Genomic DNA, 17751 nt, shown 5'->3' with positions numbered 1-17751 from the left:
CCCGCCGGGGCACGGCGCCGGGCGCTCAGCCGACGGTCGTGATCGAGTCGTCGGTGATCCCTGCGGCGCGCCGGGCGGCCAGCCGGGCCTTCTGCGGCTCGATCGTGTAGCGGGGGTCCACGGCCGAGTGCAGACCGGCCTCCATCACGCCGAACCGGGTGAGCGCCGAGGACGCCAGCAGCGCCAGCCCCGAGACCGCGGCGACGGCCCGGTGCCGCCCGCCCAGCAGCGTGCCGAGACCGCCGGCGACCGCCAGCCGCTCGCTCCACGCCAGCATGGTCCCGGCCTGGCCGTGGTGCAGCGGCTCGGCCGCCACCGGGTCCATCCGGCGCTCCATCAGCTTCGTGGCGATCAGCTCACCGGCCACGCCCAGCAGGGCCAGCCGCCTGGCGGGGCCGGCCTCGCCGACCGAGGTCGTGACCATGGCCAGGCCGCCCGAGGCGAGGCTCGCCGAGCTCACGAAGACGAACGCCAGGTCCTCGCGGGCGGCGTTCCAGGTGGGCGTCGCCGTGTCGGAGAGCAGCGCCGCGGTGTACGCGGCGAGCGGGCCCGCGAAGACCGCGGCCTCGACGCCGGCCGGGCCCTCCACGGCGCGCAGCACCGGGCGCAGCGGGCCCAGCGGAAGGCGGGAGCCGGTCATCCGGTCCACCTCGGACGCGACCGCGGTCCCCATGCCGGCCCCGAACGCGCTGAGGATCCACGTGCCCATGCTCATCGGCGAGGTCGGCTTGAACGTGCGCAGCATGTGCAGGAAGCGCTCCGGGCGGCCGAGGTCCGCGACCAGCGCCGCGCCGCCGAGACCGAGCGCGGTCACCGAGCCCAGCCGGGCGTTGCGGCGCAGCTCGGCCCGGCCCGTGAGCTGACCGCCGAGCGCCAGCAGCGCGGAGCCGCCGGCCACGCCGCCGAGGAACAGGTACGCGGCGACCTCGTGGCCCCAGGGCGCCGGCTTGACCACCGGGCGGCCGTAGTAGGAGCCGAACTCCGGCTCCGGGACCATCGGCATCTCCCGGGAGCCGTCGCCGCCGCCCTGCCCGGCGCCCCGGCGGCGCGGGCCGTCCCGCCGCCGGCGGCGCGGCGGCTCGGGCGGACGGTAGCCGTCGAACTCGGACAGGCTCACGAGCGGCCCCCCGCGAAGGCCAGGGCGGCGGCGGCGAGCATGCCCGCCGCGGCCAGTCCGGCCCGCTGGTACATCCGGGGCAGGTCCGCGGTCGGCACCCGCGGGTCGGGCGGGAGCCCGTAGACCTCCGGCTCGTCGAGCAGCAGGAACACCGAGCCGGTGCCGCCCACGCCGTCCAGCTCGTTCGCGCCGTAGAGCCGCGCCTCGGTGCGCCCCTGGGCGTGCAGCTCGGCGACCCGGTGCCGGGCCGTCTCGACCATGTCGTCGTGCTCGCCGTACTTGATGGACGTGGTGGGGCACGTCTGCGCGCACGCGGGCGTCTGGTCGTCCACCATGCGGTCGTAGCACAGGGTGCACTTCTGGGCGACGCCCACGTTCTTCACCGCAGGCTTGTCCGGCTTGCCCGGCTGCCCGTCCCGCTCCGTGCGCGGGGCGGCCGTGCCGTCGGTGCGCCGCTCGATCACGCCGAACGGGCAGCCGGCCACGCAGGTGCCGCACCCGTTGCACACGTCGTCCTGGACCACCACGGTGCCGTGCTCGGTGCGGAACAGCGCCCCGGTGGGGCACACGTCGAGGCACCCGGCGTGCGTGCAGTGCTTGCAGACGTCCGAGGACATCAGCCAGCGGAACTCCTCGGTGTTCGGCGGGGTGGTGTCCCCGGCGGCCGGCTGCGGGCGGGCCTCGGGCGGGCCGACGCGCGGCATGCCCAGGCTCACGAGCTTGCGCCCGGACTCGCGGGCCTCCTCGATCCGCTCGCTGTCCTGCTCGACGAACGCCACGTGCCGCCAGGTGCTGGCACCCAGGGCGCCGGTGTTGTCGTAGGAGGACTCGAGCAGCTCGAGGTCCCCGTCCTGGGGGTTCTGGTTCCACTCCTTGCAGGCCACCTCGCAGGCCTTGCACCCGATGCAGATCGAGGTGTCCGTGAAGAAGCCCTTCCGCGCGTGGGCGTGCTCCCAGTGCGCGTCGGCCGTGGGATCGGTCGGTCCGGCCAGCTGGCCCATCAGTGCTCCCTCATCGGGTCGGTGGTCGGGTCGGTGCCCGGATCGGTGCTCCGGTCGGTGCCGGGGACGTCGATCCGGGTGTTGCCGGTCTCCACGGTGGCGCCCGCGCGCTGCTGGTACTCCAGGACCAGGTCGAGCAGCTCGGGACCCCGCGGCCGGCGGCCCGGGCGGATGTGGCACGAGCCCACCTTGGAGTCCTGGATCTGCACGTTGGGCTCGAGGGTCAGGCCCAGCAGGTCGTTGGCGGAGTCGCCGCTGACCACGGCGTCGTCGCCCACGCCCCAGTGGTACGGGAGGCCGATCTGGTGCACGGTGTGCCCGCGCACCACGAGCGGGGTCATCCGCTCGGTGACGAGCACCCGCACCTCGATCGCCGCCCGGGGCGAGACGATCGTGGCCCAGCCGTACGGCTCCAGCCCGCACTCGGCGGCGAGCTCGGGGGAGACCTCGCAGAACATCTCCGGCTGCAGCTCCGAGAGGTACGGCAGCCACCGGCTCATGCCGCCGGCGGTGTGGTGCTCGGTGAGCCGGTACGTGGTGAACACGTAGGGGTACACGTCCGCCCCCGGCTCCCCGGCGCTCGGGGCGGTGAGGTTGTCCTGGCGGGCGAACAGCACCCGGGAGGGGTTGCGCTGCTGGGTGTACAGGGCGTTGGCGACCGGCGACTCCTGCGGCTCGTAGTGCGTGGGCAGCGGCCCGTCCAGCACGCCCTTGGGCGCGTACAGCCAGCCCTTGCCGTCGGCCTGCATGATGAACGGGTCGTCGCCGGCGAGCGCGGCCGCGCCCCCGGAGTCGGGGTCGGGGCGGGTGCCCGGGGCGAGGTGGAGCGGGAAGTCGGGCACGTCGTCCCCGACCCACTGGTCCTGCTCCTCGTCCCACCACACGAGCTTCTTGCGCTCGCTCCAGGGCCGGCCCTCCGGGTCCGCCGAGGCGCGGTTGTAGAGCAGCCGACGGTTGGCCGGCCACGCCCAGCCCCACTCGAGCGCGGCGGGGCCCTGTTCCCCGCCGGGTCTGCGGGCGGCGGCACGGTTGACGCCGTCGGCGTAGACCCCGGTGTAGATCCAGCAGCCGCCGGAGGTCGAGCCGTCCGCCCGCATCTCGGTGTACGAGGACAGCGGCTTCCCGGCGTCCGGGCCGGTGAGGTGCCGGCCGTTGATCTCGGCGAGCACCGCCTCGGGGTCCGGCTCGCCGTGCTCGTCGACGGGGTAGTCCCAGGTGAGGTCGAGCAGCGGGCGGTCGCGCTCGTCCCCGGACCCGGCCAGCCGCTCCCGGATCCGCCGGCCCAGCTCGAAGAAGAACTGCAGCTCGCTCTGGCACTCGCCCGGCGGGGCCACGGCCTGGTGGCGCCACTGCAGCAGCCGCTGGGTCTGGGTGAAGGTGCCCGACTTCTCCACGTGCGTGGCCGCGGGCAGGAAGAACACCTCGGTCTCGATGTCCTCGGTGCGGAGCTCGCCCGAGGCGATCTCCGGGCCGTCCTTCCACCAGGTCGCCGACTCGATGAGGTTGAGGTCCCGCACCACCAGCCACTTGAGGTGGGACATGGCCATCCGCTGCATCCGGCCGTTGGAGGAGCCCACCGCGGGGTTCTGGCCGAGCAGGAAGTAGCCCTCCACCTCGTCGTCGAGCATCTTCGTCAGCGTCTGGAAGGTGCCGTGCGCGCCGGTGAGGCGCGGGAGGTAGTCGTAGGCCCAGTCGTTGTCCGCGGTGGCGGCGTCCCCCCACCAGGCCTTGAGCAGGCTCGTCGTGTAGGCGTCGGCCTCGGCCCAGTAGCCCTTCTGCTTCTTCGACGCGATCGCGGCCAGGTAGTCGTCGAACGTGTCGTGGGTGCCGGCCACCGGCATGGGCAGGTAGCCGGGCAGCAGGTTGAACAGCGTGGGGATGTCGGTCGAGCCCTGGATGCTGGCGTGCCCGCGCAGGGCCATGATCCCGCCGCCGGGGCGGCCCATGTTGCCCAGCAGCAGCTGCAGGATGGACGCGGTGCGGATGTACTGCGCGCCCAGGCTGTGCTGGGTCCAGCCCACGGCGTAGGCGAAGCACGTGGTCCGCTCCCGCCCGGAGTTCTCCGTGATGGAGCGGGCCAGGTACGCGAAGTCCTCGGGGGAGACGCCGCACACCTCCTGCACCATCTCGGGGGTGTAGCGCGCGTAGTGCCGCTTGAGGATCTGGAACACCGTCCGGGGGTCCTGCAGGGTCTCGTCGCGCTGCATGCGGGCGTGCTCCATCGGGGCGCCGCCGCTGCCGAGCTGCTGGCCGGCGGCCTCGTCCACGGCCTCCGCCCCCTCCTCGGCGCCGTGGTCGGGGTCGCCCGCGGGTGCGTCCACCCGGCCGTCGTGGTCCCCGGCGCCGCCCTCGTTCTCGGCGTAGGCCCAGGTGGACATGTCGTACTGGCCGGTCTCCGGGTCGAACCCGGAGAACAGCCCGTCGAGGTCCTCGGCGTCGCGGTAGTCCTCGTTCACCAGCGTGGCGGCGTTGGTGTAGGCGCGCACGTACTCCTCGAACCACAGGTCGTGGGTGAGCACGTGGTTGACCAGGGCGCCGAGCAGGACGATGTCCGAGCCGGCCCGGATCGGGACGTGCTTGTCAGCGACCGCCGAGGTGCGGGTGAAGCGCGGGTCGACGTGGATGACCCGGGCGCCGCGCGCCTTGGCCTCCGTCACCCACTGGTAGCCCACGGGGTGGCACTCGGCCATGTTGGAGCCCTGGATGACGATGCAGTCGGCGTTGGCCATGTCCTGCAGGGACTGCGTGGCACCGCCACGTCCGAACGAGGCTCCCAGACCGGGAACCGTGGCGGAGTGTCAAATACGGGCCTGGTTCTCGATCTGGATCGCTCCCGCGGCGGTGAAGAGCTTCTTGATGAGGTAGTTCTCCTCGTTGTCCAGCGTGGCGCCGCCCAGGGCGGCGAAGCCCATCGTGCGGCGCAGCGGACGGCCCTGCTCGTCGGCGTCCTGCCAGCCGTTGCGGCGGGCCTCGAGGACGCGGTCGGCCACCATCTCGAGGGCGGTGCCGAGGTCCAGCCGCTGCCACTCGGTGGCCCGGGGCGCACGGTAGAGCACCTCGGTCTGCCGGCCGGGGGCGTTGACCAGCTGCTCGCTGGCCGCGCCCTTGGGGCACAGGCGTCCGCGGGAGATCGGCGAGTCCGGGTCGCCCTCGATCTGGACGACCTTCTCGTCCTTGACGTACACCCGCTGGCCGCAGCCGACCGCGCAGTACGGGCAGACGCTCTGCACGACCCGGTCCGCGGTGGTCGTGCGCGGGCTCGTCGTCCGGGTGCGCTCCGAGGTCACCGCCGGTCCGCGACCGAGCAGGTCGCCCGAACGGATCTGCCGGAGGACCGGCCACTCCAGGGGACTGAATCGTGACATGTCAGGAGCATAGCCCGCCGGTGTGTCAGGAGCCACACCGGCGGGCGGCGCGGACGCAGGCGCCGCCGGCGCGCGGAACCCGCTGGTCCCGTGGGGACTCCGCTAGGCCCGCGGGGACTCCGCCGTCCGGGAAGGGGTGCCCAGGACCAGGCGGCGGGTGCCCCGGACGGCGGCCGCGATCACCCGCTCGAGCGGTCCCTGAGCGAACGTCGCCTGCCAGAGCACGGCGAAGCCGGCGGCCACGGCCACGTGCACGGCGAACCAGAGCACGCGGTCCTCGTAGTGGAGCGTCGTGGCCAGGGCGAGCAGGTGGGCCGAGTACAGGGTCAGGGTGCGGGCCCCCATGGCGCCCAGGGTGGTCCACAGCCGGTTCGGGCGCGCGACGAGCAGGAAGAGCCCCAGCACGGCCAGGCCGGTGCCCAGGTCCATGAGCAGCGTCACCGGGGTGTTGCTGTGCGGTCCGGGGGTGAGCAGCCACCACCACGTGGAGGTGGGCAGGTCCGGGCTCGGGCCCCAGACGAGGATCTCGTCGACCTGGTCCTCGCTCAGCCACGGGGTGTGCCGCAGCAGCTGGTCGTAGCCGCCGGCCTGCAGGACCAGCACCCAGTAGACGAACCAGGCCCCGAGCGCCAGGACCACGCCGGCCACGGCGATCCGGACCCGCACCACGATCTCGTGCAGGTCGGTCCGGCCGAGGAGCAGACCGGCGCAGAGGTACGTCAGGTAGGGCACGGCCGGGTAGGTCCCGGTCAGCAGCACCTGGGCCAGGGTGGCGCCCGGGTCCGCGAGCGCGCTGCCGAGGGTGGGGTTGACGGCCCCGGCCTGGGGCAGGGCGGGGCCGAGGACGTGCACGAGCACGGGGCCCAGGACTGCGGCGAGCGCCGCGACGGCGGCCAGCGTGCGGCGCCGCAGGCCCAGCAGCGGGACGGCGAGCAGGAAGAACGCGCCGTAGTAGACGAGGATGCCCAGCGCGGGCGCCGGGGACGGCATGACCTGGTTGATCGCCAGCCCGGCGGCGGCGATGAGCAGGGCCCGCACCACCAGGCCGGCGCGGGTGGCCGTCAGCGCGCGGCCCCGGTGCGGGGCGCGCCCGCCCGAGGAGAACGCCAGGCTCAGCCCGGCCAGCAGGGCGAACAGCGCCGCGGCGCGCCCGCCGAACAGGGTCCACTGGAGGGTGGGCTCGAAGGTGTCGGGGTCGTGGGCGGGCAGGATGTGGACCGCGATCATGCCGATCAGCGCCAGGCCGCGGGCAGCGTCCACGGCGATGAGGCGGGGTCTGCGGGCGGGGGCCGCAACGGTCGTGCTGATGGTGCCGGTCGTGGGGGCTTCGGACGTTCGGCTCATGGGATCTCCGGGGGGCGGGGGCGCGCAGGGGATCGTGACCGCTGCCGGCGGGGACCGGTGCGGCCCGTGCGCGGGGGTGCGCAGGGGTGCGCGCGGACGGGGCGGCTCGCGGGGATCCGGGCGGCCGGCCGGTGGGACGTCCGGCCGGCCTCCGGGGGAGGGGCCGGTGCGGACGTCGGTGCGCCCGGGCGGGGGCCCGGTGCGGCGGCGGTCCCGAATCCCCCTCGGGCCGCCTCCGACCCTAGGAGCCGGATCCTCTCCTGTCCACTTGGCGCGTTTGCATTGTCCCAGGTCACAAGGTGTTTGTGACGTGTTCACCGACGCCCCTCTGGAAGTCCGCCGGGGTCGCTGGTTCCATGGGAGCAGGCCTCTCCGACCCGCGCCGGGCGCCGGGTGGAGGGCGTGGTCGCAGGTCCTGAGGAAGGTTCGATGATGAGCAGTGCACTGTCCCCCCGGCCGGCGTTCCGGTCGGTCGACCCCGTCCACGTCCCGCTGCTCCCGGAGCACCCCGACGACGCTGCCCCCGACCGCCAGGACGACGGCCTCGGTCTGCACCCCGCCGGGCTCCTCCAGCGGGTCTTCACCGCGGCGGGAGAGGTGGAGGCCGCGGAGTGGGCGCTCGACCACGTCCTCGACGCCGTGGCCTCCGGCGAGGAGGTGGGCATCGGTCTCGACGTCGCCCCCCTCGACGGCGCCCTCGAGTCGGCGCGCTGGGCACTGGACCGGGCGGTGGGCGCCCTGCGCGCCGAGATCCGCTGGGCGGCGCGGCACGGCGTCCCGCTCTGCCTCCTCGCCGAGGCCTCCGCGACGGAGCTGGACGAGGTGCGCTCCGTGCTGCGCTCCGCCGCTCTCGGGGCGGGGACAGGGGGACTGGCCGTCGCCGGCTGAGCCGACCTCCGCCCCGCGGGGGCTCGGAGCCCGGCCTTGTTGTTACGAATGGGTAACTGATACCGGCGGTTCCTGTTTCTCCTGGCGTGTCTGCTGTCGTCCCCCGAACGGACCACATAGATTTCTTCTGGGTGCGGCGGACGGTGATCTCCGTCACGTCGGACCCGGAGCCCCGTGCTCCACGACGCGAGCCCCGTGCTCGCCCCGGCGTGGCCCCGTCCCCCTCGGACTGCGAACCCAGCACTCCTGGCGGGCCCGTATCGACCCATGGAGGAAACGATGAGAACGAAGCGGATCGCGGGCACGTCAGTGGCGCTCTCCGGAGCCCTGCTGCTCACCGCGTGCGGCGGGGGAGACGGCGGGGGCACCGCCGCCGAGGGCGGCGGCGACGGCACCTTCAGCGTGTACATCGGGGAGCCCGAGAACCCGCTGCTGCCCGGCAACACCGGCGAGACGGAGGGCGGCCAGGTCGTCGACGCGCTCTGGACCGGCCTGGTCGAGTACGACCGGGAGTCCAACGAGGCCGTCTACACCGGCGTCGCGGAGTCGATCGAGTCCGAGGACCAGACGACGTGGACGGTCAGCCTCAAGGACGGCTGGACCTTCCACGACGGGTCCCCGGTGACCGCCCAGAGCTACGTGGACTCGTGGAACTACGTGGCCAACAGCGAGAACGCGCAGGGCAACTCCTACTTCTTCTCCAACGTCGAGGGCTACGACGCCCTCCAGGGCGAGGAGGGCGCGAGCCCCACCGCCACCGAGATGTCCGGCCTGCGCGTCGTCGACGAGCAGACCTTCGAGGTCACCCTCAGCGAGCCCTACGCGCAGTGGCCGACCACCGTCGGCTACACCGCGTTCTTCCCGATGCCGGAGGCGTTCTTCGAGGACCCCGAGGGCTTCGGCGAGCAGCCGATCGGCAACGGCCCGTTCAAGGCGGACGAGGCCTTCCAGGAGGGCCAGGGCATCACGCTCACCCGCTACGACGAGTTCGGCGGCGACGAGCCGGCCAAGGCCGCCGCCGTGGAGTTCCGCGTCTACACCGAGATCAACACCGCCTACAACGACCTCCAGGCCGGCTCGCTCGACGTGGTCGACCAGATCCCGCCGGACGCCATCGCCTCCGCCGAGGACCAGTTCGGCGAGCGGTTCAAGACCACCCCGCGCGGCGACATCACCGCGCTCGGCTTCCCGACCTACGACGAGCGCTTCGCCGACCCGGAGGTCCGCCGAGCCTTCTCCATGGCCATCGACCGGCAGGCGATCACCGACGCGATCTTCCAGGGCTCCCGCACCCCGGCCGCGTCCTTCGTCTCGCCCGTGATCGACGGCCACCGCGAGGACGCCTGCGACGCGTGCGAGCTGAACGTCGAGGAGGCCAACCGGATGCTCGACGAGGCGGGCTTCGACAAGTCCGAGCCCGTGGACCTGTGGTTCAACGCCGGCGCCGGCCACGAGGAGTGGATGCAGGCCGTCGGCAACCAGCTCCGCGAGAACCTGGGCGTCGAGTACCAGCTGCGCGGCGACCTCCAGTTCGCGGAGTACCTGCCCAAGCAGGACGAGAAGGGCATGACCGGCCCGTTCCGCTCCGGCTGGATCATGGACTACCCGGTCATGGAGAACATGCTCGGCCCGACGTACTCCACGGCGGCCCTGCCGCCGGCCGGCTCGAACGTGACGTTCTACTCGAACGAGGAGTTCGACGCCAAGCTGCAGGAGGGCAACGCCGCCGACTCGATCGACACGGCGATCCAGGCCTACCAGGAGGCCGAGGACCTGCTCGTGGCCGACATGCCGGCCACGCCGCTGTTCTTCGGGCTCGTGCAGTACGCACACTCGGAGAACGTGGAGGAGGTCTACGTCAACAGCTTCGGCCGCGTCGAGGTCGAGGACGTCGTCGTCACCTCGGAGTGATCCGACCCTGACCCGGGGCGCCCCGCACGGGGCGCCCCGGGCCCACCTGTCCGCGCAACACCTCCGCACACACAAGGAGACCCATGGGGCGGTACGTCCTCCGCCGTCTGCTGCTGACCGTCCCGGTGCTGCTGGGCGCGTCCCTGCTCATCTTCTCGATGGTCTACGCGCTGCCCGGCGATCCCATCCGGGCGCTGGCCGGCGACCGGCCGCTGTCCGAGGCCGTGCAGGCGCAGCTGCGCACCGAGTACAACCTCGACGACCCGCTGCTGATCCAGTACGCCAAGTACCTGGGCGGCCTGGTGCAGGGCGACTTCGGCACCGACTTCTCGGGCCGTCCCGTCCTCGACACGATCGTGGACCGGCTGCCGGTGACGGCCCGGCTGGCCCTCGTGGCCGTGGCCTTCGAGATCCTCATCGGCATCCTCGCCGGCGTGCTGGCTGGCCTGCGGCGCGGATCCTTCTTCGACAACCTCGTGCTGGTCTCCACCACGGTGGTCGTGTCCATCCCCGTCTTCGTCCTCGGCTTCCTCGCCCAGTACGTCTTCGGCGTACGGCTCGGCTGGTTCCCCATCGCCGGCATCTCGGACGGCTGGTACAGCTACGTCCTGCCCGGCTTCGTGCTCGCGGCGCTCTCGCTCGCCTACGTGGCCCGGCTGACCCGCACGAGCCTCGCGGAGAACCTGCAGAGCGACTACGTGCGCACGGCGCGCGCCAAGGGCCTCAGCGAGGTGTCGGTGGTCGGCAAGCACACCCTGCGCAACAGCCTCATCCCGGTGGTCACCTTCATCGGCGCCGACCTCGGCGCCCTCATGGGCGGGGCCATCGTCACCGAGTCGGTGTTCAACATCCCCGGTCTCGGCCGGGCGGTCTACGACGCGGTGCTGCGGCAGGAGGGCGCCGTCGTCGTCGGGATCGTCACCCTGTTCGTCTTCTTCTACATCTTCTTCAACCTGGTGGTCGATGTCCTCTACGCCGCCCTCGACCCGAGGATCCGCTATGAATGAGCCGCGTCCGGAGAGCGTCCGCGAGGAGCGGGACGCCCACCACGAGACCTTCTCCGACCGCGTGGACGACCGCGCCGACGAGATCGCCTCGGCGGCGGCCGCGGGGGACATCGAGCAGGTCAGCCTGTGGCGGGACGCCTGGAAGGGCCTGCTCCGCAACCCCTTCTTCCTGGTGGGGGCCCTGCTCTTCGTCGTGTTCGCGGTGATGGCCCTCGCCCCGCAGGTGTTCACCTCGGTGGACCCGCGGGCCTGCAGCCTCGGCCGCTCGGGGGAGGGCCCGCAGCCCGGGGCGCCGTTCGGCTACGACGTCCAGGGCTGCGACTACTACTCGAACGTGGTGCACGGCGCGCGCATCTCCCTGGCCATCGGCTTCCTCGCCGTCCTGGGCACCCTGGCCATCGGCGTGGTGGTGGGCGCGCTCGCCGGCTACTACGGCGGCTGGCTCGACTCGCTGCTCGCCCGGATCACCGACATCTTCTACGGCCTGCCGCTCATCCTGGGCGCCATCATCCTGCTCTCCGTGCTGCCCGAGCGCGGGGTGCTCGAGGTCTCCCTCGCGCTGATCGCGTTCGGCTGGATGACGGCCATGCGCCTGGTCCGCTCCAACGTGATCGGGGTCAAGGAGGCCGACTACGTCCAGGCGGCCCGGGCGCTGGGCGCGCGGACCGGCCGGATCCTCACCAAGCACATCCTGCCCAACGCCGTGGCGCCCGTCCTGGTCTACTCCACCATCGCGGTCGGCACGATCATCGCCTCCGAGGCGACGCTCACCTTCCTGGGCGTGGGCCTGCAGCTGCCCGAGATCTCCTGGGGCCTGCAGATCAACGCGGCGCAGAACAGGCTGCGCGACGCCCCGCACCTGATCCTCTTCCCGTCGCTGTTCCTGTCCCTGACCGTGCTCTCGTTCATCCTCATGGGCGACGCGCTGCGCGACGCCCTCGACCCGAAGTTGCGCCGATGACACCCTCCTCCGTCCCCGCTCCCACCCCCGCCCCCGTGCCCGCGCCGCCGGGCGGCGCGGCGGGCCCCGTGCTCGAGGTCGACGACCTCGCGGTGGAGTTCCGCTCCCGTCGGCGCACCGTCCGGGCCGTCAACGGGATCAGCTACACCGTCCGGGCCGGCGAGACCCTCGCGATCGTCGGGGAGTCCGGCTCCGGCAAGAGCGTCAGCGCCCAGGCCGTCATGGGCATCCTCGACATCCCGCCCGCCCGCATCACGCACGGCGAGATCCGCTTCCACGGCGAGGACCTGCTGGGCATGAGCCGCCGGGACCAGCGGGCGGTGCGGGGGCCGGGCATCGCCATGGTCTTCCAGGACGCCCTCTCCGCGCTGAACCCGGTCTTCTCCGTGGGCCACCAGATCGGCGAGCTGTTCCGCGCCCACCGGGGCGCCTCCCGGCAGGAGGCGAAGGCCCGGGCGATCGAGCTCATGGAGCGCGTGGGGATCCCCGCGGCCCGGGAGCGCGTGGGCGACTTCCCGCACCAGTTCTCCGGCGGCATGCGCCAGCGCGTGATGATCGCGATGGCCATCGCGCTGGACCCGGACATCCTGATCGCCGACGAGCCGACCACCGCGCTCGACGTCACCGTCCAGGCCCAGATCATGGACCTGCTCACCGAGCTCCGCACGCAGACCGGGATGGGCGTCATCCTCATCACCCACGACCTGGGGGTGGTCAACGAGGTCGCCGACCGGGTGGCGGTGATGTACGCGGGCAGCATCGTGGAGAACGGCACGGTCGACGAGGTGCTCTCGGCGCCCCTGCACCCCTACACCCGGGGGCTGATGTCCTCGATGCCCAGCCTCGAGTCCCAGGGCGAGCGGCTCCTGCCCATCGCCGGGACCCCGCCGGACCTCTCCGCCGTCCCCGCCGGCTGCGCGTTCCACCCGCGCTGCCCCATGGCCCGGTTCGGGCGGACGGCGGCGCCGGGCAAGGACTGCGCCGCGGACGTCCCGGTGCTGCGCGAGGTCGTGCCGGGCCGGACGGCCGCGTGCCACTACAGCGAGGAGCTCGAGCATGAGTGACACCCTGCCGACGACGACGGCGGACGCGCCCCTCCTGGAGCTGCGCGGGCTCACCAAGCACTTCCCCCTCACCCAGGGGGTGCTGCTGCGGCGGACCGTGGGCCAGGTCCAGGCGGTGGACGGCGTGAGCATGACCCTCGGCCCGGGGGAGACCCTGGGGCTCGTGGGCGAGTCCGGCTCCGGCAAGTCCACCGTGGCGAAGCTCATCATGGCGCTGCAGCAGCCCACCGCGGGCCAGGTCCTGTACAAGGGCCGGGACGTGGCCGCGATGTCCTCGCGGCAGCTGCGGGAGTACCGCCGCAACGTGCAGATCATCTTCCAGGACCCCTACTCGTCCCTCAACCCGCGGATGACGGTGGGGGACATCGTGGCCGAGGCCTGGGACGTGCACCCCAACGCCGTGGCGCGGCAGGACCGCGCGGCCACGGTCCGGGAGCTGCTGGAGCGGGTGGGGCTGCGGCCCGACTACGCCAACCGGTACCCGCACCAGTTCTCCGGGGGCCAGCGGCAGCGCATCGGGATCGCACGGGCTCTGGCCCTGCGCCCCGAGGTGATCATCTGCGACGAGCCGGTCTCGGCCCTGGACGTCTCCGTCCAGGCGCAGGTCATCAATCTGCTGCAGGACCTGCAGGACGAGTTCGGCCTGTCCTTCCTCTTCATCGCCCACGACCTCTCGGTGGTGCGCCACCTCAGCGACCGGGTCGCGGTGATGTACCTGGGCAAGGTGGTGGAGACGGGCGACCGGGACGCGATCTACCACCGGGCCGCCCACCCGTACACGCAGGCCCTGCTCTCCGCGGTGCCGGTCCACGAGCCCGCCCTGCGCGGGGGGCGCGAGCGGATCATGCTCAGCGGCGACCTGCCCAGTCCCGCGAACCCGCCCTCCGGGTGCCGGTTCCGGACGCGGTGCTGGAAGGCGCAGGACGTGTGCGCCGAGCAGGAGCCGGAGCTCGTGGACCGCGGCCAGGGCCACCCGGCGGCCTGCCACTTCGCCGAGAGCCGGGACCTCGTGCCCGGCTCGGCCTAGCAGCCGGCCCGCGCGGCAGACCCGCGCCGCCGGCCGGGCTCAGCGGGCCCCGGACCCTCCGGGGCCCCCGTCGGGGCCGGGTCCGCCGGGCGCTGCGCGGTCCCCGCCGGCGGGCAGGGCGGCCGAGTCCGGGAACGCCGCGCGGGCCCACAGCCGCATCACGGCGTAGCTGCGCCAGGGGCTCCAGGCGGACGCGGTCGCCGCGGCGGCGGCCGCCCCGGCCGCCCCGAGCGCGCGCCGCAGGACCAGGTCCTGGGGCAGGAAGACGTCGGGGTCGCCCAGGACGCGCAGCGAGATCGACCCGGCCGTCCACGGGCCGATGCCGGGCAGGGCCAGCAGGCGCTCGCGCAGCACGGCGGCGTCCTCCCCGGCCGGCACGCCGGCACGTCCCGGCGGGGCGTCGAGGACGAGTCCGTCGCGGACCGCCACGGCGAGCGCGTGCACGGTCGCGGCCCGGCGGGTGGTGACGCCCACGTCCCGCTGCAGCCGGGCCGGGTCCGTCCCGGCGATCCGGCGGGCCGTCGGGAAGGCGGTGGCGCCGCCGGTCACGGGGATGCCGTGGTGGCGGACCAGGCGCCCGGCGAAGGTGCGGGCCGCGGCGAGGGAGACCTGCTGCCCCAGCACGGTCAGGACCGCCGTCTCGAAGCCGTCCGGTGCACCGGGCAGCCGGATCAGCGGCCAGGCGCGCACGTCCGCGGCGAGCACGGGGTCGGCCGCCAGGGCGCGGTCCGCCGCGGGGGACTCCGTGCCCTCGCCGAGCCAGCGGCGCACCCGCTCCAGCACGGGCTCCAGGGTCTCCGCCGCCCCGGGCCCCACGCGCACCGGCAGACCGGCCGGAGTGAGGCCCCTCCAGTCGACCGTCACCGTGCGGACCGCTCCGTCCACCACGACGGGGCGCCGGTGGGCGCCGCCCGCGAGGTCGTCGCACCCGGGCACGGCCTGGGAGGCCAGGAAGTCCCGGAGGAACCCGGGGGACGCCGGCGCCGGGAGCAGGACGTCCACGGCACCCGCGGACCCGTCGTCGTGCATGCGCTGCTCCCGGTCGTCGAGGGGCGGGGATCCGGCCCCAGCCTGTCCCGGGGGGCGCTGCGTGTCCAGGCGGAGAAGCGGCGGAGGCCCTGTTCAGATTGTTCAACAATCACTACACTGGCACGAGAGTGACCGCGGCCACGTCCAGGGTGGCCGGCGCCGTGCCCCGGCGCAGGTCGCCCCCGTCCCGAGGAGGCCGCATGTCCAGCTCCGCCCCCGTCCCGCCCGACCCGGAGGGCCGCGGCGCCGTCAGCAGCCCCGCGGCGATGCGGGCCGTGAACCGCTCCGCCCTGCTCGGCGCCCTCTTCCTGATGGCCACCAGTGCCATCGGCCCCGGGTTCATCACCCAGACCGCGAACTTCACCGTGCAGCTGGGCGCCGCCTTCGCGTTCGCCATCGTCATCTCCATCGTCGTCGACATCGCGGTGCAGCTGAACGTGTGGCGGATCATCGGCGTCTCCGGGCTCAAGGCGCACGAGCTCGGCAACCGCGTGCTGCCGGGCCTCGGCTGGTTCATCGCCGCGCTCGTGGCCACCGGCGGGCTCGTCTTCAACATCGGCAACACCGCCGGCGGCGGGCTCGGCCTCGACGCGCTGCTCGGCCTCGACCCCACCTGGGGAGGCATCATCACGGCGCTGATCGCGGTGGGCGTGTTCGTCAGCAAGCGCGCGGGCGTGGCCCTGGACCGGATCGTGGTGGCCCTCGGCGTGCTCATGATCCTCGTGACGAGCTACGTCGCGTTCGTCTCGCGGCCCCCGGTGGGGGAGGCGCTGCGCAACGTGGTGCTGCCCGAGAACGTGGACTTCCTGATCATCACGACCCTCATCGGCGGGACCGTGGGCGGGTACATCACCTACGCGGGCGCCCACCGCATCGTCGACGCCGGGATCACCGGCGTGGAGAGCGTCAAGCAGATCTCCCGCAGCTCCGTGGTGAGCATCGTGCTCACCGGGGTCATGCGCTTCCTGCTGTTCCTGGCGATCCTCGGGGTGGTCGCCGGCGGCGCCCAGCTCACGGGCGAGAACCTCGCCGCCCAGGCGTTCCGCTCCGCCGCCGGGGAGGTCGGCCTGCGCCTGTTCGGGGTCATCCTGTGGGCCGCGTCCATCTCCTCGGTCATCGGCGCCGCCTACACCTCGGTGTCCTTCCTCACCACCTCCCGGACGAAGCCGCGCACCCGGAACCTGATGACCATCGCCTTCATCCTGGTCTCGGCCACCGTGTTCGCCCTGCTCGGCCAGGCGCCGTCCACGCTGCTCATCGTGGCGGGCGCCGTCAACGGGCTCATCCTGCCGCTGGGCTTCGCGGTGCTGCTGTGGGTGGCCTGGCGCCGGCGGGACCTGCTGGGCGGCTACGAGTACCCCAAGTGGCTCGCGCTGATCGGCACCGTGGTGTGGCTGCTCACCATCTTCCTGGGCTACCAGTCCCTCAGCGGCATCGCCGCGCTGTGGGCGTGATCGCCGTGGGACCGGACAGCACACAGGCCCGGCGGGACCGGGCCGCCCTGGCCCCGGGCGCCGCCCGGGCGATGTTCCGCAGCGGCCTGGTCACGCCCACGTCGGGCTGGTGCGACGGCTTCGCGCAGGCCAACCTGATCGTCGTCCCCGCGGACTGGGCCTTCGACGTCCTGCTCTTCGCCCAGCGCAACCCCAAGCCGTGCCCGGTGCTCGGCGTGCTCGAGGCCGGCGAGGTGACCGGGCCGCTGCTGGGCGGCGGCGACGTCCGCACCGACGTCCCCCTCTACACCGTCTACCGGGACGGAGAGGCGGCGGGCACCCGCACCGACCTGCTCGACGTGTGGCGCGAGGACCTCGTGACCTTCGCCCTCGGCTGCAGCTTCACCTTCGAGGCGGCCCTGCAGGAGGCCGGGATCCCGATCGCCCACATCGACCAGGGCGTCAACGTCCCGATGTACCGCACGAACGTCCCGTGCGCGCCCGCCGGGCGGCTGTCCGGCCCGCTGGTCGTGTCCATGCGGGCGATCCCCGCCTCCCGGGTGGCCGACGCGGTGCGCATCACCTCCCGCTATCCCGCCGTGCACGGCGCCCCGGTGCACGTCGGCGCCCCGCAGGAGCTGGGCATCCGGGACCTCGGGGCCCCCGACTACGGGGACGCGGTGCAGATCCCGGACGGCCACGTCCCCGTGTTCTGGGCCTGCGGGGTGACGCCCCAGGCGGCGGTGCTCGAGTCCGGGGTGCCGTTCGCCCTCGGCCACGCCCCGGGCCACATGCTGGTCACCGACCTGCCCGACTGGCAGTACCAGGTCCCCTGAGCGCGGCCGGCGCGGGGCCCTCCAGGACGTCCAGCAGCTGCTGCCGGGAGGCCTCCAGGTAGTCGTGCATCTGCACGGCGGCCTCCTCGCGCCGGCCCTGCTCGAAGAGCTCGAGGATCCGGGCGTTGCGCTCGATCCAGGGCGCGTGGAAGGACGGGTCCTGGCGCATGGAGTGGAACACCAGTCGCATCTCCGCGAGGGTCCGGGACATCAGCTCGTCCTGACGCGGCGAGCCGGCCAGCTCCACCACGCCGCGGTGGAACTGCTGGTTCGCGTCGGCCATGCCGGTGACGTCCCGGCGGTCGCGGGCGGCGCGGCCGTCCTCGACGGCGGCGTGCAGGCCCGGCTGCGGGACCGGGTCCGACCAGCGCAGCGCCGAGGTCTCCAGCGCGAGCCGCACCCGGTGGATCTCCCGCACGTCGTCCGCGCCGGGCCGGGCCACCGAGACGCCGCGGTTGGGCACCCGCACCAGCAGGTTCTCCCCGACCAGGATCGTGAACGCCTCGCGCAGGGTGTTGCGGGAGACCCGCAGCGCCTCGCTGACCCGGGCCTCCGAGAGCCGGGTCCCGGGCGGCAGCCGGCCGGCCACGACGCCCTGGCGCAGCACGTCCACCGCCCACGGGATGGCCTCGCCCTGCGGGGCAGGCCCGGCCTGGGCGACGGCCGTCGTCAGGAACTCGTTCTGCACGGTGTTCATCGATCCCCATCCTGACATCCCGGGGGCGCCCGGCCGTGCGGCGGCACCCTGGTGGCGGACCAGGCCGTCCT

Annotated in this window: 14 protein-coding genes; 8 read left to right on the top strand and 6 right to left on the bottom strand. The window is 73.5% G+C overall.

The genetic code is table 11. The features are described from left to right. Positions 1–25 precede the first annotated feature (25 nt). From nrfD to RF640_RS02210, 4 genes are all read right to left on the bottom strand, one after another. On the bottom strand, positions 26–1117 hold the full coding sequence (nrfD, locus tag RF640_RS02225) for an NrfD/PsrC family molybdoenzyme membrane anchor subunit (protein ID WP_017833143.1): 1092 nt from the start codon (positions 1115–1117) through the stop codon (positions 26–28). Continuing rightward, the gene (locus RF640_RS02220; protein ID WP_035923449.1) at positions 1114–2118 is read right to left on the bottom strand and encodes a 4Fe-4S dicluster domain-containing protein; all 1005 of its coding nucleotides are present in this window, start codon (positions 2116–2118) and stop codon (positions 1114–1116) included. The genes nrfD and RF640_RS02220 overlap by 4 nt, the downstream gene beginning before the upstream one ends. Further along, positions 2118–5483, bottom strand: a complete 3366-nt coding sequence (gene fdh / locus RF640_RS02215) for a formate dehydrogenase (protein WP_244296579.1) — start codon at positions 5481–5483, stop codon at positions 2118–2120. Before fdh ends, RF640_RS02220 begins: the two co-directional genes overlap by 1 nt. 102 nt (positions 5484–5585) lie before the next feature. Continuing rightward, entirely contained in the window at positions 5586–6827 is a 1242-nt protein-coding gene (locus RF640_RS02210) for a heparan-alpha-glucosaminide N-acetyltransferase domain-containing protein (RefSeq protein ID WP_368826393.1), read from the bottom strand. Between the two features lie 429 nt (positions 6828–7256). On the opposite strand from RF640_RS02210, the gene RF640_RS02205 reads away from it, so the two are divergent. The 6 genes from RF640_RS02205 to RF640_RS02180 all read left to right on the top strand — a co-directional run bounded on the left by RF640_RS02205 (position 7257) and on the right by RF640_RS02180 (position 13685). After that, the gene (locus RF640_RS02205; RefSeq protein WP_017833148.1) at positions 7257–7715 is read left to right on the top strand and encodes a hypothetical protein; all 459 of its coding nucleotides are present in this window, start codon (positions 7257–7259) and stop codon (positions 7713–7715) included. A gap of 279 nt (positions 7716–7994) precedes the next feature. Beyond that, entirely contained in the window at positions 7995–9626 is a 1632-nt protein-coding gene (locus RF640_RS02200; RefSeq protein WP_043738875.1) for an ABC transporter substrate-binding protein, read from the top strand. An 83-nt stretch (positions 9627–9709) separates the two neighbouring features. Continuing rightward, positions 9710–10633: an ABC transporter permease gene (locus RF640_RS02195; protein ID WP_017833150.1), complete on the top strand. Its 924-nt coding sequence runs from the start codon at positions 9710–9712 to the stop codon at positions 10631–10633. After that, positions 10626–11594 (top strand): ABC transporter permease, encoded by a 969-nt coding sequence (locus tag RF640_RS02190; RefSeq protein WP_109221407.1) that lies wholly within the window; start codon positions 10626–10628, stop codon positions 11592–11594. Before RF640_RS02195 ends, RF640_RS02190 begins: the two co-directional genes overlap by 8 nt. Next, positions 11591–12658, top strand: coding sequence for an ABC transporter ATP-binding protein (locus RF640_RS02185; RefSeq protein WP_031282879.1), 1068 nt, complete (start codon positions 11591–11593; stop codon positions 12656–12658). Before RF640_RS02190 ends, RF640_RS02185 begins: the two co-directional genes overlap by 4 nt. Further along, complete coding sequence (locus tag RF640_RS02180; protein ID WP_017833153.1) at positions 12651–13685, top strand: ABC transporter ATP-binding protein; 1035 nt, start codon at positions 12651–12653, stop codon at positions 13683–13685. Before RF640_RS02185 ends, RF640_RS02180 begins: the two co-directional genes overlap by 8 nt. A gap of 39 nt (positions 13686–13724) precedes the next feature. Here the strand turns inward: RF640_RS02180 and RF640_RS02175 are convergent, their stop codons facing one another. Continuing rightward, positions 13725–14714, bottom strand: a complete 990-nt coding sequence (locus RF640_RS02175) for a DNA-3-methyladenine glycosylase (protein WP_368826390.1) — start codon at positions 14712–14714, stop codon at positions 13725–13727. Positions 14715–14980: 266 nt separating this feature from the next. Between RF640_RS02175 and RF640_RS02170 the strand changes: the two genes are divergently transcribed. Next, positions 14981–16168 carry an NRAMP family divalent metal transporter gene (locus RF640_RS02170; protein WP_031282882.1) on the top strand — a complete coding sequence of 396 codons (1188 nt, stop codon included), beginning with the start codon at positions 14981–14983 and terminating at the stop codon, positions 16166–16168. Positions 16169–16239: 71 nt separating this feature from the next. Then, positions 16240–16983, top strand: a complete 744-nt coding sequence (locus tag RF640_RS02165) for a putative hydro-lyase (protein ID WP_229588624.1) — start codon at positions 16240–16242, stop codon at positions 16981–16983. Here the strand turns inward: RF640_RS02165 and RF640_RS02160 are convergent. Beyond that, on the bottom strand, positions 16946–17680 hold the full coding sequence (locus RF640_RS02160) for a GntR family transcriptional regulator (RefSeq protein ID WP_017833157.1): 735 nt from the start codon (positions 17678–17680) through the stop codon (positions 16946–16948). The two genes, RF640_RS02165 and RF640_RS02160, sit on opposite strands and share 38 nt — an antisense overlap. Between the last annotated feature and the right edge of the window lie 71 nt (positions 17681–17751).

Origin of the sequence: Kocuria sp. CPCC 205231 (assembly GCF_040980965.1) — a bacterium.
GTDB classification, from domain to species: domain Bacteria; phylum Actinomycetota; class Actinomycetes; order Actinomycetales; family Micrococcaceae; genus Kocuria; species Kocuria rosea.
This window is presented reverse-complemented; position numbering and strand designations above follow the sequence as displayed.